The sequence below is a fragment of the Cellulomonas sp. genome (assembly GCF_965229465.1).
In the GTDB taxonomy this organism is placed as follows: Bacteria; Actinomycetota; Actinomycetes; order Actinomycetales; family Cellulomonadaceae; genus Cellulomonas.
On record NZ_OZ245882.1, the window covers coordinates 1,929,347 to 1,953,252 of the forward strand.

The window sequence follows — 23,906 nt, forward strand, 5'->3', positions numbered from 1 at the left end:
GGCACACCAGGAGCATCCCAGAAGTTCGGTGGCGGCGACCCTCGGAATCCCTGCGTCCGGGAACTAGTCGCCGACCGCGCGGCAGCGCTCGTGATCGGGTCTCGCCCGTCCCGATGTTGACACGTGCACCGTCTCGGAGTGCTTGTGACTCGACCGCAGCAGGGGCGGCGTGTACCTACCGCCACACCTAGCCTGTACCTGCCCTGACCTGCGGGTTCGCCCTATTGCTGGTGAGAGGGTTGTCCCAAGACCCCACACATCGACAAGGCCTCGAACCCCTAGGGTTCGGGGCCTTGTCGTCTCCGTGCCCACGCTCACCGCGGCTCGGGGATCATGAGGATCGAGCCAGACGGGCACTCCGCGACGCAGATCCCGCAGCCCTTGCAGTAGTCGTAGTCGATCTCGAACCGCATGCCGGGGCCGAGCTTGATCACCGCGTTGTCGGGGCAGACGCCGTAGCAGTTGTCGCACTCGAAGCAGTTGCCGCAGGACATGCAGCGGCGTGCCTCGTAGGCGGCGGTCTCGGCGTCGAGCCCTTGGACGACCTCCTCGAACCCGGAGGTGCGCCGGGCGGCCTCGAGCCGGGGGCGGACCGCGTGCGGGGCGTCGGCGTAGTACCAGGTGTTCAGCGAGGAGTACTCGGCCAGCGGAGCCTCGACCGGCTCCACGACCGGGGACCGGCGCAGCCACGCGTCGATCGCGCGGGCTGCGCGGGCGCCGTGCCCGACACCGACGGTCACGGTGCGCTGGGCGGGCACCACGTCGCCGCCGGCGAAGATCCCGGGGTGGCCGGTCATGAAGGTGGAGTCCACCTGCACCGACCCGTCGGCGAGCGCCAGGTCGGGCACGCCCTCGACCAGCGACAGGTCGCTCTCCTGGCCCAGCGCGAGCACCAGGGAGTCGGCCTCGAGGTCCTCGAACTGGCCGGTCGGCTGCGGGAAGCCGGTCTCGTCGAGCTCCATGCGTTCGACCCGGAGGTGCCCGGCGTCGGCGTGCGCGACCGTGGACAGCCACTTCACGACGACGCCCTCCTCCAGCGCCTCGACCATCTCGGAGTCGTGCGCGGGCATCCGGTCGCGGGTGCGGCGGTAGACGATGACCGCGTCGGTCGCACCGAGGCGCTTCGCGGTCCGTGCCGCGTCGACCGCGGTGTTCCCGCCGCCGTAGACCACCACGCGGCGGCCGAGCAGGGGCGGCTCGCCCTGCGCGACGTCGTGCAGCATCGACACGGCGTCGACGATCCGCGCGGCCTCGCCGGCGGGCACGTACGCGCGCTTGCCCAGCTGCGCGCCGACCGCGAGGAACACGGCGTCGAACCCCTCGGCCATGGCCCCAAGCACGTCGTCCACCCGCCGGCCCAGCTCGAGAGTGATCCCCAGGTCGAGGATCCGGGCGATCTCCGCGTCGAGCACGTCGCGGGGCAGCCGGTACGCGGGGATGCCGTAGCGCATCATCCCGCCGGGCTTCGGCGAGGAGTCGCGGACGGTGACCTCGTGGCCGAGCTTGCGCAGCTGGTACGCGGCCGACAGCCCGGTGGGGCCCGCGCCGACGACGAGCACTCGCCGCCCGGTGGTCACCGTGGGGGCGGCAAACGTCCAGCCCTGCTCGATGGCGTGGTCGCCGAGGAACCGCTCGACGGCGTTGATGCCGACCGCCTCGTCGAGGAAGCTGCGGTTGCAGGCCGTCTCGCACGGGTGGTAGCAGACGCGGCCCATGATCGCGGGGAACGGGTTGGCCTCCACGAGGGTGCGCCAGGCCTGCTCGTACGAGCCGTCCTCGGCGGCGTACAACCACTTCTGCGGGTCCTCCATGGCCGGGCACGCGTGCGCGCACGGCGGCGTGAGGTCGACGTACACCGGCCGCTCCTGGCGCCAGGCACCGGTGTGGTTGGCCAGGCTCGACCCGACGTCGAGCGTGATGGCGAACGGCTTGGTCATGAGTGCACCTCCTCCAGCAGGCCGTACCGGGCGATGTTCCGGTCCGCCATCGCCTGGAGGCGGTCGATCACGTCGTCGCGCCGCACCGGCGAGAACAGGTGCGCGTACCGGTTCTGGAGAACGAGGTACTCCTCGACGGGAACACGGTGCCGGATCGGTCGCACCGACGTGACCTCCCCGCGCTCGGCCTCGAACACGGGGAAGTAGCCGCTCTCCGTGGCCAGCCGCGCGATCCGCACGGTGTCCTTGGCCGCCGAGCCCCAGCCGAGCGGGCACGGGACCAGGACGTGCAGGTAGCGCGCGCCGTGCATCCCCATGGCCTTCTCGACCTTGGCCTCGAGGTCGCGCAGGTCCGCGACGGTGGCCGTCGCGACGTACGGGATCTCGTGGGCCATGGCGATGCGCGGCACGTCCTTGCCCTGGCCGAACGCGTTGCCGGGGTGCTCGCCGACGGCCTGCGTGGTCATGGTGCGGGCGGCGGGAGGCGTCGCGCCCGAACGCTGCACGCCGGTGTTCATGTAGCCGCCGTTGTCGTAGCAGACGGCGAGCACGTCGTCGTTGCGCTCGAACATCCCCGACAGGCACGCGAAGCCGATGTCGACCGTGGCCCCGTCGCCGCCCTGCGCGACGACGCGCACGTCCTGCTTGCCGGTGGCCCGCAGCCCGGCCGCGACGCCGGTGGCGACCGCGGGAGCGTTGCCGAACAGGGAGTGCAGCCACGCCACGCGCCACGACGTCTCCGGGAACGGCGTCGAGAAGACCTCGAGGCAGCCGGTCGCGTTGACGGTGACCATCCGGCCGCCCGATGCGCGCATGGCGGCGTCGAGCACGTACCGGGCGCCGAGCGCCTCGCCGCAGCCCTGGCAGGCGCGGTGACCGGACGTGAGCGAGTTGGCGCGGCCCTGCTCGGACTGCGCGCTGCGCAGCTCGGGGTCGAGCAGCCGGTTCCCGACCGCGAAGCTGCCGACCTGGTAGAACTTCACCGGCGTGGCGCTCATGACGGCACCTTCCTCGGACTCGGGTGGAGCCTCTCCAGCTCGCGGTCGACGACGGCGGTGTCGAGGTCGAGGAACGTGAGCTCCGGGAGCTCGTCGCGGACCGCGCGGCCGAGCAGCTCGCGCAGCGACGTCGTCGTGACGGGCCGCCCGCCGAGCCCCGCGATCACCGTGCGCTGGCCGATCCCGCTTCCGGCCAGCGCGAGCCGGACGTCGCCGGAGACGATCCCGCCCGCTCCGACGGCGAGCGCCCGCTCGATCACGACCACGCGCCGCGCCCCCGCGACGGCCGCTGCCAGCGCCTCGTACGGGAACGGCCGGAACGACGTGACACCGAGCAGCCCGACGCTGACGCCCTCGTCGCGCTCGGCGTCGACCACGTCCTGGAGGGTGCCGAACACCGACCCGAGGGCGACGACGACGGTCTCGGCGCCTTCGGTCCGGTAGGGCCGCAGGAGGCCGCCCGAGTCCCGGCCGAACCGGGCGGCGAACTCCGCGGCCACCCGCGGGATGACCTCGAGGGCCTCGAGCTGGCGCAGGTGGGCGAGGTAGCGCACCTCGGTGAACGCGTCCGGGCCGACCATCGACCCGATCGACACCGGCTCGTCGGGATCGAGGATCTGCCGTGGCTCGAAGGGTGGCAGGAACGCGTCGACGCCGGCGGCGTCGAGCACGTCGATCCCCTCCGTCGCATGGGTCAGGACGAACCCGTCCATGCAGACCATGACCGGCACGGACAGCTCCTCGGCGATCGCGAACGCCTGTGGGTGCAGGTCCGCGGCCTCCTGGTTGCTCGACGCGTACAGCTGGATCCAGCCGGAGTCGCGCTGGGACATCGTGTCGCCGTGGTCGTTCCAGATGTTGATCGGCGCCCCGATGGCCCGGTTGGCCACGGTCATCACGATCGGCATCCCCATGCCGGAGGCGTTGTACACGGCCTCGACCATGTAGAGCAGGCCCTGGCTGGAGGTCGCCGTGTAGGACCGCGCACCGACCGCGCTGGCGCCGATCGCGCCGGACATGGCGGCGAACTCCGACTCGACGTTCACGTACTCGCACCCGGCCAGCTCGCCGGCCTTCACCATCCGGCTGAGCTCCTCGACGATGTGCGTCTGGGGCGAGATCGGGTAGGCGCAGATCACCTGCGGCCGGCACGCGGCGACGGCGGCCGCCACGGCCTTCGAACCCTCAACCTGCCGGAGCATGAGCGGCCTCCTCGACGACGAGCCGGTAGGCGGCCGCGGCGGCCGCGGAGTTGGACCGGGCGAGCGGTCTGGGGAAGCGCTCCTCGAGGGCCGCGACGACGCCGTCGAGCGTGATCACCCCGGTCAGCGCGGCGAAGGCGCCGAGCAGGGGCACGTTCGGCACGGGGCGACCGACGTGCTCCATCGCCAGCTCGGTGGCGGGGACCGTCACGACGTGGCCCGGTGGCAGCGCCGCGGCCGCCGACCCGAGCCCGAGCTCGGCGGGCGTCCGCACGGTGTTGATCAGCACGTAGCCGTCAGGCGCCATCCCGGCGAGCACGTCGACCCGGCCGAGCAGCGACACGTCCTGGATGATCAGCGCGTCCGGCGCGGCGACCGGGTCGTGCGACCGGATCGGCTGGTCCGCGATGCGGCAGAACGAGACGACGGGCGCACCCGTGCGCTCCGAGCCGAAGCTGGGGAACGCCTGCGCGTGCCGGCCGGCGCGGAACGCGGCCACCGAGAGCAGCTCGGCGGCCGTGACCACGCCCTGCCCGCCCCGTCCGTGGATGCGCACCTGGAACATGCCGGTCACCGGCCCTTCGCTTCCCCTTCAGGGAACGCCTCCGTCAACCGGTGCCGAGAGGGCCGAACGTCCCGTCTCTGGGACCTAGGGCCCTCGTGAGCCCTGTGAGCCCCGAGATCACCCGCCTCAGAGCCGGACGATCGGGTGATCGGCGCCCCGGACGAGCGGTGCGACGTCTCAGCGGGTGGACAGTGGAAGCGGCCACAAGCCGCCCTACCTGCAGTGCGTGCTCAACGAGGAGACCCTTCATGCACCCGGACCTTGCCATCGCCATGTATCGCCACGAGGAGCACCAGCTCGAGGTCCGCCTCGAGCAGCGCCGGTCGCACCTCGAGAAGGCAGCCCCGGGTGCTCCCCGCCGGCTCCGGCCGCTCCGGCACCACCTCCGCGCGCGTCGGTAGCCCCGCCCTGGGGCCGGCCTCGGCTAAACGCTTAGGCGGGGTTGTGGGTGTGGAAAACGCTCTCCTACTGTCGGGAAATCGGTCTCTCGTAGGCCGATGACGTTCCCCCGACGAAGTGAGGCAACGATGAGACGACCACTCGCACCCCGACTCCTGGCAGCCGGGACCACGGTGGCGCTGGCGACCACGATCGGCGTGACGGCCCTGACGATCTCCGCGGCGCAGGCCGCGACGGGCCCGGCGACCGGCTTCGCGTCCGTCAACGGCGGGACCACCGGGGGTGCGGGCGGACAGACGGTCACGGCGACCACCGGCACCGCGATCCACACGGCGCTGTGCACCCGCGCGAGCAGCAGCACGCCGCTCATCATCCAGGTGCAGGGCACCATCAACCACGCCAACACCGCCAAGGTGTCGGGCAGCAGCTGCAGCACCGCGGCCGGCGTGATCGAGCTCAAGCAGATCAGCAACGTCACGATCGTCGGCGTCGGCAGCGGCGCCGTCTTCGACCAGCTGGGCATCCACATCCGCGAGTCCAGCAACATCATCATCCAGAACGTGACGGTCAAGAACGTCAAGAAGTCGGGCTCGCCCATCTCCAACGGCGGCGACGCCATCGGCATGGAGAGCGACGTGCACAACGTCTGGGTCGACCACGCCACGCTCGAGGCGTCGGGCGGGGAGTCGGAGGGTTACGACGGCCTCTTCGACATGAAGGCCAACACGAAGTACGTGACGCTCTCCTACTCGATCCTGCGCAACTCCGGCCGCGGCGGCCTGGTCGGCTCCAGCGACAGCGACCTCCAGAACGGCCCCGTCACGTTCCACCACAACCTGTACGAGAACATCGACTCGCGCGCCCCGCTGCTGCGCGGCGCCACCGCGCACATCTACAACAACTACTACGCAGGCCTCAACGAGTCGGGGATCAACGCCCGCGCCGGAGGCAAGGCGAAGGTCGAGAACAACTACTTCGAGGACTCGAAGGACGTGCTCGGCACCTTCTACACGGACCTGCCGGGCAGCTGGCAGGTGGCCGGGAACATCTTCGACAACGTGACCTGGAGCGCCAAGGGCACCGACAACAACCCGGCCGGCCCGAACCCGACGTCCACCACGACGGTGAGCATCCCGTACGCGTACACGCTCGACGGGGCCAGCTGCGTGCCGGCGATCGTGCGCCAGACCGCAGGGGCCAGCACGGGCCTGAAGGTCTCCAACGGCTCCTGCACCCCCACGACGCCGAGCCCCACCCCCACGACGCCGACCCCGACGCCGACGACCACGACCCCCGCCCCGACGCCCACCCCGACGTCGACGGCGCCCACCGGCACCAACCTCAGCATCGGTGCCGGCGCCGACGGCTCGAGCAAGGCCAGCGGGACCAGCTACGGCAACGTCATCGACGGGTCGACGAGCACGTACTGGTCGCCCAACGGCTCGACGGGCAGCGTCTCCGTCAAGTGGTCGTCGGCCAGGACGGTGTCGACCATCGCCATCCGTGAGGCCTCCGGCGCCACCGGCCGGATCGGGACGTGGCGGGTGCTGAACGGCGACACCGGCGCGGTCCTGAAGTCCGGCACGGGTGCGGGCGTCATCAGCTTCACCGCGACGTCGCTGAAGAAGGTCACGTTCGAGATCACCGGCTCGTCGGCGACGCCGAGGGTCGCGGAGTTCGAGACGTACGCCAAGTAGCCCGTCCGACGACCGACAGGGACGACCCGGAGGCACGATCCGGGCCGTCCCTGTCGTCGTGTGAACCGTTCCTGGAACGCCTCCGCGGCGCGGTTCCGCTGCCCTACAGTGCACGGGTGCGCGAGGACCAGAGCACCTTCCAGGTCGACCTCCGCGGGATCGTCGACCTGCTCAGCCACCACCTGTACTCCGGCCCCCGGGTCTACGTCCGCGAGCTGATGCAGAACGCGGTCGACGCGGTCACGGTGCGGGCTCAGGCCGACGACCGACCCGCGCTGGTGCTCGTCCCGTCGGACGTCGCGGCGGACGGCCGGCTGCACGCGATGGACTCCGGCGTCGGTCTCGACGAGGACGACGTCCGCACGTTCCTGGCCACGATCGGCCGGTCGAGCAAGCGCGACGAGCTCGGGCTGGCGCGCTCGGACCTGCTCGGGCAGTTCGGGATCGGCCTGCTCAGCTGCTTCATGGTCAGCGAGGACATCGAGGTGGTCTCGCGGCGGGCCGACGGTCCGTGGGTCCGGTGGGTCGGGCACGCCGACGGCACGTTCGAGCTGACCACGCTGAGCGACGGCCTGGCCGATGGCCTGGCCGAGGGCGACGACCGGTCGACCTGGCTGTCCCAGGGCCCCGGCACGTGCGTGACCCTGGCCCCCCGGCGCGGCACCGAGCACCTGCTCGACAGCACCTCCGTCGTCGACCTCGCGCGGCACTTCGGCTCGTACCTCCCGCACCGCGTCGTGGTGCGCACCGCCGCCGGTGAGGTGGAGACCAGCACGCAGACGCCCCCGTGGCGCAGGGAGGACCCCGAGAGCCGACGGGCGGCCTGCGTGGAGCTCGCGACCACGGAGATGGGTGGGCCGCCGTTCCACGTGCTGCCGATCCGGGTCCCGGCGGCCGGCCTGGACGGTGTGGCGGTGATCGTCGGCCAGCGGTCGGCCGGCGCCGCCAGCGGGCGCCACCGCGTGCATCTCAAGGGGATGCTCCTGTCGGACCAGGTGCCGGACCTCGTCCCGGAGTGGGCGTTCTTCGTCCGCTGCGCCGTCGACTCGCAGCTGCTGCGACCGACGGCCAACCGGGAGGCCCTGTTCGACGACGACCTCCTGGAGCAGACCCGGACGGAGATCGGCACCCAGGTGCGCGCCTGGCTGGTGCGGCTGGCGGCGACGCAGCCCGCGCGAATGCGGCAGTTCCTCGACGTGCACCAGGTGGCCGTCAAGGCGATGGCCCTCCAGGACGACGAGCTGCTCGGGATCCTCCTGCCACTGCTGCCGTTCGAGACCAACCAGGGTCGGAGCACGCTGCCCGAGCTGCTGGCGACCACGGACGTCGTGCGCGTGGCGGCGACCCTGGACGACTTCCGCCAGATCGGTGGGGTGCTCGCGGCGCAGGGCGTGGCGCTGGTCAACGGTGGCTACACGTTCGACCTGGAGCTGGCGCGCCGGCTGGTCGACATCGACCCGACGGCCGTCGTCGAGGTGGTCACACCCGCCGACGTCGACGGGCACGTCCGGCTCGTCTCCGAGGAGCGCCTGCGTGAGGTGGCGGGGCCGCTCGACGACGTGCGGGCGGCGCTGGACGACGCCCAGGTGGACGTCGAGCTGCGCGCCTTCGCGCCGGTGTCGATGCCCGCGCTGCTGGTCGACGACGGGGACCGGCGCGGCCGACGGGAGATCCGCGCGGCGGCCGCCGAGGCCGACGACGTGTGGAGCGCCCTGCTCGGCAGCTTCGACGACGGCGGCGCCGACCGACCGCGCCTGCTGCTCAACGACGCCAACCCGACGGTGCGCCGGATCCTCACGCTCGACGACGCCGGGCTGCGCCGGCTGGCGGCCGAGTCCCTGTACGGGCGCGCCCTCCTGGCCGGCGGACGTCGCCTGCGCCCGGTGGACACCGCGCTGATCGACCGCTCGTTCAACGCCCTGCTGGACCGCGCGGTCGACACGGTCGATCCGCCGGTCCGCCGACTGGAGCCCGGAGGCACCACCCCGTGACCGTGACCCGTGCAGAGGTGGAGCAGCTGCTCGACCTCGTCGCCGCGACACCCCCCCTCGAGCGCGCGGCGGCCGCGGAGGAGCTGGTCCGCGTCGCCGACGCCTCCGGCGACGACGAGATGCGGTTCCGTGCCCGGCTCGAGCTGATCGAGGCCAGCTTCTACACGAACGGCAAGCAGCGGATGTTCGCGCCGTTCGCTTTCGTGGTCCAGCGCTACGACGCCGACCCTCAGTGGCTCACCGACGACGACAGGTACCGGCTCCTGTGGGTGCACAAGTGGATGGTCGTGGACCTCATCGAGTTCCCCGAGGTGCCGCTGGACCAGCTGCGCTCGGTGCTCGAGGGCATGCGCGGGCGGTACGTGGCGGCCGGCGAGCGCCTCGCTCCGGTGCTCAGCTGCGCGTACTCGCTGCGCGCGCACGTCGACGGACCCGCCGCCGCCGAGCGGGAGTACCTCGCGTGGCGCCGGGCTCCGCGCACCTGGCTCTCCGACTGCGAGGGCTGCGAGCCTGACCAGCGCATCGCCCACCTGGTCGCCCTCGGTCGTCACCAGGAGGCCGTCGACGAGCTGGAGCCCGTGGTGCGCGGCGAGGTCGGCTGCTCCGAGCAGCCGCAGCGTGCGATCAGCTCGGCGCTGGCCTCGATCGTCGAGCTCGGAGACGTCGAGACCGCGGCCGCACTGCACCGCACCGCCTACCGGGCGAGCCGCCGGAACCTCGGCGAGACCGCCGCCGTGGCACGCCACCTCCAGGTGCTCGCCCGCACCGGCAACGTCGGTCGCGGTCTGGACCTGCTCGCCGAGCAGCTCGACGCCCTGGACCGACCCTCGTCACCGTTCACCGGGATGCGGCTGGCCGCGGCGGCGACCCGGCTGCTGCGCACGGTGGTCGACGCCGGGGACGGGGACCGGCTGGTCCGCGGTCGCGGTCGTGCGCCGGAGCGCGCAGCGGACCTGCTCGTCCGGGTGGAGGCGCAGGCCCTGGACACGGCGCGACGCTTCGACGAGCGCAACGGCACCCCGACCGTGGGCGACGCGGTCCGCGCCTGGATCACCGCGCCCGGCCTTCCCGTCCTCCCGCTCGGCGCCGTGGGTGCACCCGCCGCGACGGGGGGCTCGGTCGCGCCGACGATCGCGCTCCCGCGCGTCCCGACCCACCCCGCGCTGGCAGGGCTCGACGACCTCGACGGCCTGGACCTCCCGGCCCTGGCCGCGCTGGCGGAGCGGACGCGCCTCGTCGCCCACACCCCCACCCACGAGCTGCTGCTCGCGCACTGGGCGACGCGTCGGGAGCGGGTGCTGCCCGAGCTGGACGGCGCCGAACCCGCGGTGGTCCGCGCCGCGGCGGACCTGGAGGCGTTCTGCGTGTGGGGGCTGCTCGAGTCCTGGCCGGGGCTGACCGGCAGCGCGGCCGCGCTGTACCGGCGGCTGGGCGACGAGGCCGCGGCGACGCTCGTCGTGCTCATCGACGACCTGCACGCGGACCGGCCGGTCGACGCGGCCGCCGTGCTCGGCGCGGTGGACCCGCACGGCACACCGACCCAGCGGGCTCTCGCGCGGGCGCGGCTGGCCGTGGTGGCGAGCGACGACGACGCCGACCGGTTGCGCGCCGAGGCGCTCGAGCTCCTGTCGTCGATCGACGCTCCCGGCGACCTGGCCCGGGGGCTCACGGCGCGGCTCCGGCTGGCGGTCGGTGCGGGGTCGGTGCTGGACGGGCTCGGCGAGGGCGAGGAACCCGAGGTGCGGGTCCAGCTCCTGGTCCGTGAGGCGGGTGACCTGGCCGAGTCGGGCGACCTGACGGGCGCGCTCGAGGTGCTCGACCGGGCGGCGGCGACCGCGCGGTCGGCCGGTGCACCCAGGCTGATCCTGCACGTCGAGGGATACCGGCACCGCGTGCTCGCCCAGCTGGGCGACGAGCCGCGCGCTGAGGCGCACGCGCTCGCCCTCGCCGCGGCCGCGCAGGAGGAGGGCGTCACCGACCTCACCGTCGAGCTCCGCTACTTCGCCGCGCACCTGATGGCCCGGCAGGGGCGAGACGTGGAGGCGATCGAGCTCACCGAGGCGACCCTCGCGATCACGTACCCCGACGACGCCGTCCCGGAGCCGCAGCGCGTGCACCGCCTGCGCTACCGGGTCGGGCTGCTGGACCTTGCCTCCCGGCTCTCGTCGTCGATGGAGGAGCCGGAGCGTGCCGTCGCGCTCGCGCGCGAGGCCGTCGAGCTGGCGACGCGTCCGGACAGCCCCCCCGGGCTCGCCCCCGCCGCTCTCCTGCGCCTCGCCGGGCTCCTGGAGGAGCACGACGCGGTCGAGTCCACCCGGCTGTACGCGCAGGCGCTCGACGCGGCCCTGGCCGACGGGGACGAGGCCACGGCGCTCGTGGTGCGGCGCCAGCGCGTGTGGGCACGCCTCGACGCCGACGGTCTCGACGCGGCGCTGGCCGACGTCCAGGACGCGGCGAGCGCCAACCAGGCCGCGCACGCGCGGATCCTCGCCGACCCGTCGTCGGCCGGAGAGCTCGCGGAGTGGAACTTCGAGTGGGAGGACGCGGTGCTCCGGACGCTCGCGGCGCGCGTGCTCCGGCAGGCGGAGGAGCACCAGCGGGCCGTCGACGCGCTCGACGGTGTGCCGGCACTGTGGGAGGCGCTCGGGGACCGCGCCCGCGCCCTCGACGCCGAGAGCCTCCGGGGCGCGTCGCTGCTCGGGGCAGGCAGGGACGCCGAGGGCCTCGCGCTGCTCGAGGACGTGGCGGTGCGCGCCCGAGCCGCTGGTGCGCTCGGCGTGAGCACGCACGCGGCCGGCGTCGCCGCGACGTGGCTCGACGAGGCGGGTCGGCCCGAGGAGGCGGAGGAGCTCTGGGCGCGGCACGTCACCGAGGACTGACGAGGAGGGATCGCCGCAGCGGAAGTGCGTAGCGGCCGGTCAGAGCGGTGCAGTTCACCCGCGGGCGTCCGAGTGAACGTGCACGCGAAACGTGACGAACCGCCGCGCAGCGCTGTCAGCATGGCGACCGCACGGCCCGCAGGGGGACCGGCGCATCCTCCCGGGAGACCTCCATGCCGTTCGGCCTGCCCCTTCGTCGCGCTGCGATCGTGATGCTCACGGTCGTCGCGCTCAGCGCCCAGACCACCTGGGCCGGCGCGATCGACCGACCCGCCGCCGCGACCCCGGCGCCCGTCGCCCAGACCTGGACGTCGGCCCCGTCCGCGGACTGGGGGACCACGGCCGTGGCCCTGGCCGCAGGCAAGGACCGGCTCACGTCCTTGGACCTGGGCGGGCAGTCCGGCACGCGGCTCGTCCTCCAGGTCGAGGCGGTCGCCGCCAAGGCGGGTGACCTCGTCGTCGCGACGCCCGGCGTCGCCACCGACGCGGCCGTGGCGTTCCCGGCGGGCACGTCGGCCGCCACCACGCTCGTCACCACCGACGCCGACGGTCGGGTCCGGCTCCGGTCGACCGTCGCCGTCGTGCTGCGGCTCACGGTCGTGGGCCACGTGGCGGGGACGCCGGGCGCGTCCGCCGCGGCCGGCGACACCGTGCTGGTGCCGGCGTCGACGATGGTCGACCAGGCCACCGGCGTCGGCGGGGCTGTTCCGGCCTCGGGCGCGTCGGTCGTCCCGGTCGGCGCGCTGCACGGGGTGCCCGCGCAGGGCGCCCGGGCGGTGTGGCTGTCGGTCGCGGCGCGGGGCGTCGGGTCGGGGTCGATCGCGTTCGGCGCAGCGGCGTCGGCCGCGTCCGTCACTTACACCTCGACGTGGGGCACCTCCCTGGTGCTGGCCCCGGTCGACGAGGACGGTGCGGTCCGCTACACCGTCTCGGCTCCCCTCTCGGGCATGCGGGTCGCCGTGGTCGGCTGGGTGGCCGGCGGTGCGTCGGCGGCGGCCGGTGCGCTGTCCGTCACCTCGGCGAGCGACGTGCTCGGCACCGCGTTCGCCGGCACCAAGAGCGTGCGCGTGGTCGGCGGCGAGGTCCCGGCCAAGGTCGACAAGGTGCTCGTGCAGGTGGGCGTGAAGGTCAGCATCGTGCCCGGCGCCCTGCGGGTGGCTGCGACGAAGAACGGCCTCGCGACCGGTGCCGGCGCGCCGCTGCCCCTGCTCGGACGCACGACGGTGACCGTGCTCGCGCCCGTCGCCGCGGACGGCACCCTCGTCGTCTCCGTGCCGCTGCTCGCGCAGGTCACCTCCCTGACCGTGATCGGCTACACCTCCGCACCGGTCGCCGCGTCCGCGGACACCGTCGCGCCCACCCTGACGATCGTGTCGCCCGAGGCAGGCGCCGACGTCGCGCAGGCCGAGTCTCCGCAGCTCACCGTCGTCGGCAGCGCGTCCGACGCCGGCTCCGGCGTGCGTGGGGTGCGGGTCGAGGCGGACGGGGTGGACCTCGGCGCTGCTGCGCTCGACCAGGGCGCCGGCGCCGTGCGCTGGCACCTCGACGTGCCGGCCGTTGCCGGCACCCACACCCTGCGGGTCACCGCGACGGACTGGGCCGGTCGCTCGACGAGCGTCAGCCGCACCATCGCCGTCACGGCCGCTGCTCCGACGGAGACCGTCGTCGCGCCGGACGTCACCGTCCTCGAGGGCGCCGGCCTGGACGCGATCCTGTCGTCCGACGGCGACGAGGTCGTGTTCTCGGGGATCGCGCCCGTGCACGTCGGCGACATCCTGGTCAGCGCCGCCGGACCGACCGTGCCCGACGGCATGCTGCGCCGGGTCGAGTCGGTCGAGCGGGTCGGTGCGACCTCGATCGTGCACACCACGAACGCCTCGCTGACGGACGCGATCCTGCAGGCGGACATCGACCTGGAGGACGTGCCGCTCGAGGGTGCCGACGTCGTGATCGACGGGGAGACGGGTGCCGTTCCTGCTGCTCCCTCGGCCCGATCGATGAGTGCCCGCGCGGTGATCGCGCCGGAGTTCTCCTTCACCATCGCGCCCGAGCCGTACACGAACGCCAGCCGGACGCTCGAGCTCGGGCTGGCGGCGACGATGACGGTCCGGCTCACCCTGGTCCTCGACGTCGACATGTACATCTCCTGGAGCGGGGTGTCCGCGACCGTCAACACGTTCTCGTTCGCGTTCGGCGCGGAGACGGAGATCGAGCTCAGCGCCAAGGCGCAGCTCGTGATCGCCGACGTGACACCCACGAAGGACCTGGCGTCGATCCGCCTCGGGGTGCTCACCGTGATGGCGGGGCCGGTCCCGATCGTCTTCGACTTCTCGCTGACGCCGTCGCTCTACTTCCACTTCGAGGCGACCGCCGGCCTCACGACGACCATCACGATCAACCAGTCGACCAGCTCGGGTGTGCGGTACCACGACGGGCAGTGGTCGCCGATCAGCACGCGGTCGTTCAGCGCGAAGCCCGGGGCCCGCGTGGGGGTGGAGGCGTCGGTCGGCGCCGGACTGGGCTTCAAGTTCGCCGCGAAGCTCTACGGCCTCGCCGGACCGTACGTGAACCTGACTGTCGGCCCGGAGTTCACGGCGGAGGTGGACCTCGGTCGGCTGACGCTGACCAACACGCTCGACCTCGTCTACGGCGTCGCGGTCGGGGCGAACGTGTCGGTCCCGCCGCTCACCCTGTTCGACTGGAGCGCGGACCTCGGTGAGGGCCGGATCCACCTGGCGACGTGGGGCCCGTTCCCGCTGGGCACCGCAGGCACCGACCCGGGTGACGACGACGGCGACCCCGGCGACGACGGCGACCCCGGTGACGACGGTGACCCGGGTGACGACGACGGCGACCCGGGCGACGACGACCCGGTCGTCGAGCCCGGCTTCGGGCTCACCAACGTCGCGCTGGCGGTCTGTGTCCCGCAGTTCACGGACTCCGACCAGTCGTTCACGGCGACGGCGGACGAGACCAACGAGGAGGGCACGGTCCGGCACTACTCGGTGAGCTCCGGCTTCGCCACGGCCGCTCGCGACGGCGACTGGGTCTCGGTCGAGATCCGCGCTCCCGGCGTGGACCCGGAGGAGCGGATCAGCGTCGTCTGGGATCACGATCCGGAGGACCCGTGGGGCTTCGCCATGGGCGACGAGGCGTACAACCAGGGCTACAACGGCCGGCCGGACGTCTGGCTGATGTCGCTGCACAGCCTGCAGCGGGGAAGCCTCGTGAAGGGCTTCACCGGCTTCACCATCGGGGTCGGCGGCGAGTCCACCGTCGTCGGATCGTCCGCCACCGGCATCGTGACCACCCGCGTGTGGGACTTCGACGCCAACGAGCGGTTCTGCGCCGACGGCCCGGGGCAGACCATCGCCGACGGACACCCGGGCGTGCAGGGTCTGCACTGGGACTCGGCGGGCTACGACCGGATCCAGTTCTCGCTCGAGGCCTCCCGGGTGCCCGCGGCGGCCACCAGCGTGGTCGTGACGTGCTCTGCGCCGGACGGTGCGATCACCCAGCGGGTGCTGGACGCGGTCGAGGCCTACGGGCGCTGGACCACCCGGTTCGAGTGGGAGGAGCGGCCCATCGCGGCGTACGTCGGCACCTTGCCGCTGTACGGGCTCGGTGAGCAGGACTGCGCAGCGGAGGCTCTCGACGACGACCTCGACGTGCTCGCGAGCTACGCGATGGTCGGCGGTGCCTTCACGCCGTACTACATGGAGGTCACGAACAGCTGACGTCCCGGCCGACGCCCCCTTCCCGACGGGAGGGGGCGTCGTCGTGCCCGGTCCGGCATCCTGTGCTCATGCAGGTCACGGTCGTGGGCGCAGGCATCGGTGGGCTGGCGGTCGCCGTGGGGCTGCACCGCCGAGGTCACCAGGTCACGGTGCTGGAGCGCAGCGCGGACCTCACGGCGGTCGGCGCCGGGATCTCCCTGTTCGCCAACGGGCTCGCCGCGCTGCGCGTGCTCGGCCTGGCCGACGAGGTGCGCGCGCTCGCGGCCCCGCACGACCCGACCCTGCGGACCGGTCAGCGGCAGCCGTCCGGCCGGTGGTTGGTCCAGGTCCCCCCGGGCTCCACGCGGGACCTCGCCGTGGTGCACCGCCAGGACCTCCAGCGCGTGCTGCTCGCGGCACTGCCGGCGGGCGTCGTGCGCACGGGCGTCGAGGTCACCGGGGTGGAGCACGCCCGCGGGGTCGTCACGGACGCCTCGGGTGCGCGGACGTCCGCCGACCTCGTGATCGGCGCCGACGGCCTGCGCAGCGCCGTCCGCGGCTCGTTCGCACGCGGCGCCTCTCCCCGGTACGCCGGGTACACCGCGTGGCGCGGGGTCACCGACGGCCCGGTCGACCTCCTCGGCACCGCCGGGGAGACGTGGGGCCGCGGCGAGCGCTTCGGGTACGTGCCGCTGCGGGACGGCCGCGCGTACTGGTTCGCCGTCGCGAGCCTCCCGGCGGGCACGCGGTTCGCCGACGAGGTCGCGGAGGTCCGTCGCCGGTTCGACCACTGGCACGACCCGATCCCCGCGCTCGTCGCCTGTACCGACCCGGCGGCGGTGCTGCGCCACGACATCCACGACCTCGACCACCGGCTGCCCTCGTTCGTCCAGGGACGGGTCGCGCTGCTCGGCGACGCGGCGCACGCGATGACGCCGGACGTGGGGCAGGGTGGCGGCCAGGCGCTCGAGGACGCCGCCACGCTCGCGGTCCTGTGCGGCGGCGACCTGCGCGCGGCGCTCGCGGAGTACGACCGGGTGCGCCGACCGCGGACGCAGACGATCGCGCGTCGGGCGCGGACCGTCGGCCGGGTGGCCCAGCTCGCCTGGGGACCCGCCGCCGCGGTGAGAGACCTTCTCCTGCGCGCGACGCCGGACGCGGCATCGGCACGCGCGGCGGAAGCCCTCCAGCGGTGGGACCCGCCCGCCTGATCCGGGCCTCCCCGGCGAGCCCCGCGGCGCAGTGTCAGTGGTCGGCTGCACCCTGGTGGACATGATCACTCTGTCCTGCTCCTGCGGCTCCGCCGGCTCCACCCGCCGCCACCCCCTGCGTGGGATGTCGGCCGACGAGCGTGCGGCGCTCATCCGGGACGCGTTCTCGGTCAGCGGCGGCTTCCTCGCGCTCGAGGTCGACGCCTCGTGGCACCCGGGGTCCGACGAGCCCGCCGAGGGGTGCGTCGTCCTGGCGGACCTGGACTCGCTGGACGCGTCCGCGGGGCTCGACGCCGCCGGAGCCAAGGCGATCCGCGACCTGCTCGAGGTCGGTCACGTCCGTGGCCAGGCGCTGCCCGCGCCCGTGGAGGTCGGCTCCGTGCGGTTCCGCGTGGCGCCGGCGGACGAGTTCGGCCCGGCGATGGCGTACATGGTGACCGACGGCACGGAGACCGTGCTCGACGCCACGGTCCCGGTCCCGCACCCGGACCTGCTGCCGGAGCTGGTCGCGGTGCACCGCGAGCTCGGGGTCGACGCTCTCGCGCAGCTCGACGTGCTCGCGGCGCGGACGGGTCTCGCCGCGTCGATCGCCCGGATGCGTCAGGGCGGTGCAGCCGCGGTCGCCTGACCCGATTTCGCGGCCTGACCTCGGCGTTCGGCTCGCGCTCCACTGCGCCGGACGGCGGAATGGTCCGCTGTGCGTTCAACTGTGATCCGCGAACCGCCGATGCCGCTGGATGCGCTCCCACGGCCCGCTCTGCGCCCTCCTCGGTCTCCTCGTCGCGGCCACCGCGACCGGCTGCAGCGCGGCGGCCGCCGCCGATGTCCATGCCGATCCGGGTGCGGCCACGGTGGTCGGGGTGGTCGACGGGGACACCGTCGAGGTCGAGCAGGACGGGACGACCACGAGCGTCACGCTTCTGGGCCTCGACTCGCCCTCGCTCGACCGGTGCCTCGGTGCCGAGGCGGCGCAGGCCCTCCAGGAGCTGCTCCCCGCGGGCGCCGAGGTGCGCATCGAGGTGTCGGGCGAGAACCTTGCGGCGGTCTACGCCGACGGCCTGCTGATCAACGCGGAGCCGGCACGCCGGGGGCTCGGACACACGCTCGCCAACACGGTGGTCACCGACGAGGTGCTGGCCGCGGAGGAGGAAGCGATCGCGGCCGGCGTCGGGCTGTTCGGCGCCGACGCGCAGTGCACGGTGTCGGCGCAGGTGAGCGCGCTCGAGGTCGCCGGTGAGGGGCCCGTCGCCGCGTCGGCATCGCTGCCCGCCGGTGCCGGACTCGACGAGGTGGACCGGCGTGGAGCCGCGGTCGCGGCGGCGCTCATGCAGGCAGCGGCGGTCACCGCACAGCTGGACGGTGAGGCGGCGTCGGGGCTGCCGGCGGTGATGGTCGCCGACCTGCGCAGCCGGACGGAGGCGGTCACCCAGCGCCTGCTGGCCGCCGCTGCGGCCCTCCAGCAAGCACGGGTCGTGGAGGAGCAGCGCATCGAGGCGGAGCGGGTCGCCGCTGAGGCGGCCGCAGCACGGGCGGCCCAGGCGGCTGCGGACGAGGCGGCGCGCCAGGCGCAGGCCGCTGCTGACGCGGAGGCCGCGCGCGTCGCCGCCGAGGCCGCCGCGGCCGCCGCTGCGAAGACTGCGCCGGCGAAGCCTGTGACGACGGCCCCGACAGCTCCGACGCCGGGCAAGGCGCCTGTGGCGTCGCCGGCCCCCACGGTCTACTACAAGAGCTGCGACGCGGTCCGGGCCGCGGGCGCCGCCCCGCTCCGCACCGGGGACCCCGGCTACAGCAAGGAGCTCGACCGCGACGGCGACGGGATCGCCTGCGAGAAGAAGCGCTGACCGCCGACGCTCACACCTGCGGCGCGTGCCGGTCCAGGAACCGATAGACCTCGGTCGTGTCCACCCCCGGGAACACCCCCACCGGCAGCGCGGCCAGCAGGGACGCGTGCGGCCGGGCGCTCGGCCAGGACTTGTCGGCCCAGCGCTCCTGGAGGTCGGTCGGTGGCTGGCGGCAGCACATCGGGTCCGGGCACCTCGACGCCGCGCGCTCGGTGGTCTCCCGCCCGCGGAACCAGCGCACGTGCGCGAACGGCACGCCGACCGACACCGAGAACGCGCCTTGCGACGACGGCTGCACGCGGCTGGTGCACCAGTAGGTGCCGGAGGACGTGTCGGTGTACTGGTAGTACGGCGAGAACCGGTCCGGCAGCGTGAACACCACGCGGGCGGTCCACTGCCGGCAGACGGGCTGGCCCTCGATGGCGCCCAGCGGGTCCGCCGGGAACTTCACGCCGTCGTTCTCGTAGGCCTTGTGCAGGGTGCCGCCCTCGTGGACCTTCATGAAGTGCACGGGGATGCCGAGGTGGCGCGTGGCCAGGTTGGTGAACCGGTGCGCGGCGGTCTCGTAGGGCACCGCGAAGGCGTCGCGCAGGTCCTCCACCGACAGCCGCCGCTCGGCCTTCGCCTCCTGCAGGAACGGCACCGCGCCGTCCTCCGGGAGCATCAGCGCCGCGGCCAGGTAGTTGGCCTCGACGCGCTGGCGCAGGAAGTCGCCGTAGTCCTTGGGCTCCGCGTGGCCGAGCACGTGGCTGGCGATGGCCTGGAGCAGCGGTGAGCGGGCGTCGCTGGTGCCGGGGTTGCCCTGCGGCAGGTAGATGCGGCCGTTGGCCAGGTCGGTGACCGAGCGCGTGGAGTGCGGCAGGTCGGGCACGTAGTGGAGGCCGAAGCCCAGGTGCGCGGCGATGTCCGCGGTCGCGCGCTGGGACAGCGGGCCGCCCGGGTGGTCGATCGCGGCGAGCAGGCGGCGAGCGTGGTCCTCGAGCTCCGGGAAGTAGTTGTCCTGCGCGCGCATGCGGATCCGCAGCTCGGCGTTGGCGCGGCGGGCCTCCTCCGGGGTGGCGGCGTTCTCCGTGAGCAGGCGCTGGATCTCGGCCTGGAGGCGGACCAGGGCCTCGAGGGCGTCGGCCGGCAGGGAGCGGCCGACCTTCACGGGTGAGACACCGAGGGACGCGAAGAGGGGTCCCCGCTGCGCGCGCTCGAGCTCGACCTCCAGGGCGGCCCGCCGGGTGGGCGGCTCGGTGCGCAGCAGCTCGGACAGCGGGACGTCGAGCGCCTCCGCCACCTGTGCCAGCAGCGACAGCTTGGGCTCGCGGTGACCGTTCTCCAGCATCGAGACCTGCGAGGGTGCGCGGCCGATCGCCGTGCCCAGGTCGTCGAGCGTCATGTTCCGGCCCGTGCGCAGGTGCCGGATCCGTCGTCCCAGCACCAGCGTGTCGAGGCCGCCGTTGGCCGTCGTTGTCATGCGTCCACCATCGCCCGGCGCCTGCGCTTCTGTCCAGGAGAAGGAACGCCGATCTTCTGCGCACTCTGCCGGGGAAGAACCGTGGAACAGCGAGGAAAGTCGAGGTCAGGCCGAAGGGCCGAGAAGAACCGCCAATGACGGAGGATCACGATGAGCACGTACAGGCACGGCGACCAGACCGAGACCGCGGCCGAGCTCGCGGCGAGCTGGGACCTCGACGCGCGGTGGGCCGGTATTCGCCGCACCCACACCGCCGAGGACGTCGTCGCCCTGCGGGGGTCGGTCCGCGAGGAGAGCACGCTCGCCCGCCGGGGCGCCGAGCGGCTCTGGCAGCTCCTGCACTCCCGGACGCTGGTGCCGGCGCTCGGGGCGCTGACCGGGAACCAGGCGGTGCAGCAGGTCCGCGCCGGGCTCGAGGCCATCTACCTGTCCGGCTGGCAGGTGGCGGCCGACGCCAACCTGTCGGGCCAGACGTACCCCGACCAGTCCCTGTACCCGGTCAACTCGGTGCCCGCGGTGGTCCGCCGGATCAACAACGCGCTCCTGCGCGCGGACCAGATCGAGTTCGCCGAGACCGGCCGTCGGTCCCGCGAGTGGCTGGCGCCGATCGTCGCCGACGCCGAGGCCGGGTTCGGCGGGCCGCTCAACGCCTACGAGCTCATGCACTCGATGATCCAGGCGGGCGCGGCCGGCGTGCACTGGGAGGACCAGCTGGCGGCCGAGAAGAAGTGCGGCCACCTGGGCGGCAAGGTGCTGGTGCCGACGTCGCAGCACGTGCGGACCCTGTCCGCCGCGCGGCTCGCGGCCGACGTCGCCGGGGTGCCGACGGTCATCGTCGCGCGCACCGACGCCCTCGGCGCCGACCTGCTGACCTCGGACATCGACAGCCGCGACGAGCCGTTCCTCACCGGCGAGCGGACCGCCGAGGGCTACTACCGGGTGCGACCGGGACTGGACCCCGTCGTCGCCCGCGCCGAGGCGTACGCGCCGCACTCCGACCTCATCTGGGTGGAGACGTCGACGCCGGACGTCGCGGTCGCGATCGAGTTCGCCGAGCGGATCCACGACCGTTTCCCCGGCAAGCTGCTGGCCTACAACTGCTCGCCGTCGTTCCACTGGCGCTCGCAGTTGGACGACCTGCAGATCGCGAGGTTCCAGCGGGAGCTGGCCGGCCACGGGTACGTGTTCCAGTTCATCACCCTGGCCGGGTTCCACGCCCTCAACCACTCGATGTTCGACCTCGCCCGCGGCTACGCCGAGCGCGGCATGAGCGCGTACGTCGAGCTGCAGGAGGCCGAGATCGCCTCCGAGTCCGACGGCTACACCGCCACGCGTCACCAGCGCGAGGTCGGCACCGGCTACTTCGACCGCGTCGCCACCGCGATCAGTCCCGAGAGCGCCACCCTCGCGCTCGCCGGCTCGACGGAAACCGCCCAGTTCACCCACTGACCTGCACTGACCCCAGGAGCACCGCCATGACCATCACCATCCCCCCGCCGCTGATCCGACCTCATCTGGAGCAGACCGGGCCGTCCGTGCCCGGCACGACCGAGATCCTCACCACCGAGGCGATCGACTTCCTCACCGACCTGCACCTGCGCTTCTCCAGCCGCCGCCACGACCTGCTGCTGGGCCGCCAGCACCGCCGGACGCGGTTCTCCAACGGTGCCGACCCCGACTTCCTGCCCCTGACGGCGGGCGTCCGGGCGGACCCGAGCTGGCGCGTGGCCGGTCCCGGTCCGGGCCTGGAGGACCGGCGCGTCGAGATCACCGGCCCCACCGACCGCAAGATGACGATCAACGCGCTGAACAGCGGGGCCAAGGTGTGGCTGGCAGACATGGAGGACGCCACCAGCCCCACGTGGACCAACGTCATCGGCGGACAGCACAGCCTGTTCGACGCGATCCGCGGGCAGATCGACTTCACGTCGCCCGAGGGCAAGGAGTACCGCGTCGGAGAGTCGACGCCGACGATCGTGTTCCGCCCGCGCGGCTGGCACCTGACGGAGAAGCACCTGGAGTTCACGGACCGGGCCGGCCAGAGCTGCGCGGCGTCGGCGAGCCTGGTCGACGCCGGCCTGTACCTGTTCCACAACGCGCAGGCGCTCATCGACTCAGGCCGCGGACCGTACCTGTACCTGCCCAAGCTGGAGGGTCACCTGGAGGCACGCCTCTGGGACGAGGTCTTCCGGTTCACCGAGACCTACCTGGGCCTGCGGTACGGCACCATCCGCGCGACGGTGCTCATCGAGACCATCACGGCCGCGTTCGAGATGGAGGAGATCCTCTACGAGCTGCGCGACCACTGCGCGGGGCTGAACGCCGGCCGCTGGGACTACATCTTCAGCGTCATCAAGAACTTCCGCGCTCGCGGACCGCGCTTCGTCCTGCCGGACCGCGGCAGCGTGACGATGACGGTCCCGTTCATGAAGGCGTACACCGAGCTGCTCGTCGCCACCTGCCACAAGCGGGGCGCGCAGGCCATCGGCGGCATGAGCGCCTTCATCCCGGACCGCCGCGACCCGGAGGTCACCGACACGGCGCTCGCCCAGGTCAGGGCGGACAAGCAGCGGGAGGCCGGGCAGGGGTACGACGGCACCTGGGTGGCTCACCCCGACCTCGTGCCCGTCGCGCGGGAGGTGTTCGACGAGGCGCTCGGCGACCGCATCGACCAGCGACACCGGCTGCGTGAGGACGTGCACGTCACCGCGGCGGAGCTGCTCGACATCCCGTCGGCCGGCGGTGGCGAGCCCGGGGCCGTCACCGACGGCGGGCTGCGCGGCAACGTGTCCGTGGGGGTCCGGTACCTCGAGGCGTGGCTGCGGGGCATCGGCGCGGTCGCCATCGACCACCTCATGGAGGATGCCGCCACGGCGGAGATCTCGCGGTCGCAGGTGTGGCAGTGGGTGCACCAGGAGGTCGTCACCGCCGAGGGCACCCGCATCGATGCCGCACGAGTCGAGCAGGTCCTCCAGGAGGTGCTGGCCGAGCTGCCGCGGACCGAGGGCGACCGGTACGACGACGCGGCCGACCTGTTCCGGCAGGTGGCGCTGGCGGAGGACTTCCCGACGTTCCTCACGGTGCCGGCGTACACGCAGTTCCTGGTCGACCGCGGCTGAGGGGCGGCGACCGCGACGCGGCCCGGGTCAATGACGACCCGGGCCGCGTCGCACGTCGCCGGGGCTCGCGTCGTGCGGGCGTCATCGGCAAGGATCCAGGGCATGGCCGACGACGAACGCCCCGTGCTGGTCACCGGCGGCACCGGGACCCTGGGCCGTGCCCTCGTGCACACGCTCCTCGACGCCGGCCGACCCGTGCGGGTGCTCAGCCGGCGCGACCGCTCGCCGGCCGCCCCGGACGCCGTCGAGTGGGTGGTCGGCGACCTGCTCACCGGGGACGGTCTGCGCCGGGCGCTCGACGGGGTGACCGCCGTGGTGCACTGCGCCAGCGACCCGCGCAAGCCCGACGACGACCTCGACGCCGCCGTGCAGCTGCTGCTCGCGGCTCGCTCGGCCAGCGTCCCGCACCTCGTCTACGTCTCGATCGTCGGCGTCGACCGGGTGCCGTTCGCGTACTACAAGGCCAAGCACCGGGTCGAGGAGATCGTCGAGGACGGCGACATCCCGTGGACGATCCTGCGCGCGACGCAGTTCCACGACTTCGTCGCCACGCTGCTGGACTACCTGTCGCGCGGACCCGTCGCGCTCGCCCCGGCGGGCATGGACGACCAGCCCGTCGACGTGCGCGAGGTGGCCGCGCGGCTGGCGGAGCTGGTCGACGCGGGCCCGTCCGGCCGCGTGGACGACCTGGGCGGCCCGCAGGTGCTCAGCACCACCGAGCTCATGCGCACCTACCTCGCGGCGACCGGCCGCCGCCGACCGGTGTGGACCGTGCCGTTCCCCGGACCGCTGCGCGCGTTCCGCAGCGGAGCGCACCTCGCGCCGGAGCACGCGGTCGGTCGGCAGACCTTCGCGGAGTGGCTCCGGACCAGGTCGACCCGCTAGCGCG

The 23,906-nt window shown here is 73.5% G+C and carries 16 protein-coding genes; 11 read left to right on the top strand and 5 right to left on the bottom strand.

Annotated features, from left to right (window positions below):
- Positions 1 to 314: 314 nt before the first annotated feature.
- From ACO06A_RS09335 to ACO06A_RS09350, 4 genes are read right to left on the bottom strand one after another with little or no spacing between them, the layout of a single operon-like run.
- Positions 315 to 1,937 carry an NAD(P)-binding protein gene (locus ACO06A_RS09335; RefSeq protein ID WP_421735732.1) on the bottom strand — a complete coding sequence of 541 codons (1,623 nt, stop codon included), beginning with the start codon at positions 1,935 to 1,937 and terminating at the stop codon, positions 315 to 317.
- Positions 1,934 to 2,935, bottom strand: coding sequence for a thiamine pyrophosphate-dependent enzyme (locus ACO06A_RS09340; RefSeq protein WP_421735733.1), 1,002 nt, complete (start codon positions 2,933 to 2,935; stop codon positions 1,934 to 1,936). The genes ACO06A_RS09335 and ACO06A_RS09340 overlap by 4 nt, the downstream gene beginning before the upstream one ends.
- Entirely contained in the window at positions 2,932 to 4,137 is a 1,206-nt protein-coding gene (locus ACO06A_RS09345) for a hypothetical protein (protein ID WP_421735734.1), read from the bottom strand. Before ACO06A_RS09345 ends, ACO06A_RS09340 begins: the two co-directional genes overlap by 4 nt.
- The gene (locus ACO06A_RS09350) at positions 4,121 to 4,702 is read right to left on the bottom strand and encodes a 2-oxoacid:acceptor oxidoreductase family protein (protein WP_421736042.1); all 582 of its coding nucleotides are present in this window, start codon (positions 4,700 to 4,702) and stop codon (positions 4,121 to 4,123) included. Before ACO06A_RS09350 ends, ACO06A_RS09345 begins: the two co-directional genes overlap by 17 nt.
- Before the next feature lie 248 nt (positions 4,703 to 4,950).
- On the opposite strand from ACO06A_RS09350, the gene ACO06A_RS09355 reads away from it, so the two are divergent.
- The 8 genes from ACO06A_RS09355 (at position 4,951) to ACO06A_RS09390 (ending at position 18,436) form a co-directional block, all read left to right on the top strand.
- On the top strand, positions 4,951 to 5,103 hold the full coding sequence (locus ACO06A_RS09355; RefSeq protein WP_421735735.1) for a hypothetical protein: 153 nt from the start codon (positions 4,951 to 4,953) through the stop codon (positions 5,101 to 5,103).
- 126 nt (positions 5,104 to 5,229) lie between these two features.
- Entirely contained in the window at positions 5,230 to 6,798 is a 1,569-nt protein-coding gene (locus tag ACO06A_RS09360; protein ID WP_421735736.1) for a pectate lyase family protein, read from the top strand.
- A gap of 116 nt (positions 6,799 to 6,914) precedes the next feature.
- Positions 6,915 to 8,789: an HSP90 family protein gene (locus ACO06A_RS09365; protein ID WP_421735737.1), complete on the top strand. Its 1,875-nt coding sequence runs from the start codon at positions 6,915 to 6,917 to the stop codon at positions 8,787 to 8,789.
- Positions 8,790 to 8,791: 2 nt separating this feature from the next.
- Complete coding sequence (locus ACO06A_RS09370; protein ID WP_421735738.1) at positions 8,792 to 11,668, top strand: hypothetical protein; 2,877 nt, start codon at positions 8,792 to 8,794, stop codon at positions 11,666 to 11,668.
- Between the two features lie 173 nt (positions 11,669 to 11,841).
- On the top strand, positions 11,842 to 15,405 hold the full coding sequence (locus tag ACO06A_RS09375; protein WP_421735739.1) for an Ig-like domain-containing protein: 3,564 nt from the start codon (positions 11,842 to 11,844) through the stop codon (positions 15,403 to 15,405).
- Between the two features lie 68 nt (positions 15,406 to 15,473).
- Entirely contained in the window at positions 15,474 to 16,595 is a 1,122-nt protein-coding gene (locus ACO06A_RS09380; RefSeq protein ID WP_421735740.1) for an FAD-dependent monooxygenase, read from the top strand.
- A 61-nt stretch (positions 16,596 to 16,656) separates the two neighbouring features.
- Entirely contained in the window at positions 16,657 to 17,223 is a 567-nt protein-coding gene (locus tag ACO06A_RS09385; RefSeq protein WP_421735741.1) for a hypothetical protein, read from the top strand.
- Positions 17,224 to 17,332: 109 nt separating this feature from the next.
- Positions 17,333 to 18,436: an excalibur calcium-binding domain-containing protein gene (locus ACO06A_RS09390; protein ID WP_421735742.1), complete on the top strand. Its 1,104-nt coding sequence runs from the start codon at positions 17,333 to 17,335 to the stop codon at positions 18,434 to 18,436.
- 10 nt (positions 18,437 to 18,446) lie between these two features.
- Here the strand turns inward: ACO06A_RS09390 and ACO06A_RS09395 are convergent, their stop codons facing one another.
- A complete protein-coding gene (locus tag ACO06A_RS09395; protein ID WP_421735743.1) occupies positions 18,447 to 19,898 on the bottom strand; it encodes a helix-turn-helix domain-containing protein in 1,452 nt (483 codons plus the stop codon).
- Between the two features lie 150 nt (positions 19,899 to 20,048).
- Between ACO06A_RS09395 and aceA the strand changes: the two genes are divergently transcribed.
- The 3 genes from aceA to ACO06A_RS09410 all read left to right on the top strand — a co-directional run bounded on the left by aceA (position 20,049) and on the right by ACO06A_RS09410 (position 23,902).
- Positions 20,049 to 21,347 carry an isocitrate lyase gene (gene aceA / locus ACO06A_RS09400; protein ID WP_421735744.1) on the top strand — a complete coding sequence of 433 codons (1,299 nt, stop codon included), beginning with the start codon at positions 20,049 to 20,051 and terminating at the stop codon, positions 21,345 to 21,347.
- Between the two features lie 26 nt (positions 21,348 to 21,373).
- Positions 21,374 to 23,017 carry a malate synthase A gene (gene aceB / locus ACO06A_RS09405; protein ID WP_421735745.1) on the top strand — a complete coding sequence of 548 codons (1,644 nt, stop codon included), beginning with the start codon at positions 21,374 to 21,376 and terminating at the stop codon, positions 23,015 to 23,017.
- A gap of 102 nt (positions 23,018 to 23,119) precedes the next feature.
- Positions 23,120 to 23,902, top strand: coding sequence for an SDR family oxidoreductase (locus ACO06A_RS09410; protein WP_421735746.1), 783 nt, complete (start codon positions 23,120 to 23,122; stop codon positions 23,900 to 23,902).
- The last annotated feature ends 4 nt before the right edge of the window (positions 23,903 to 23,906 follow it).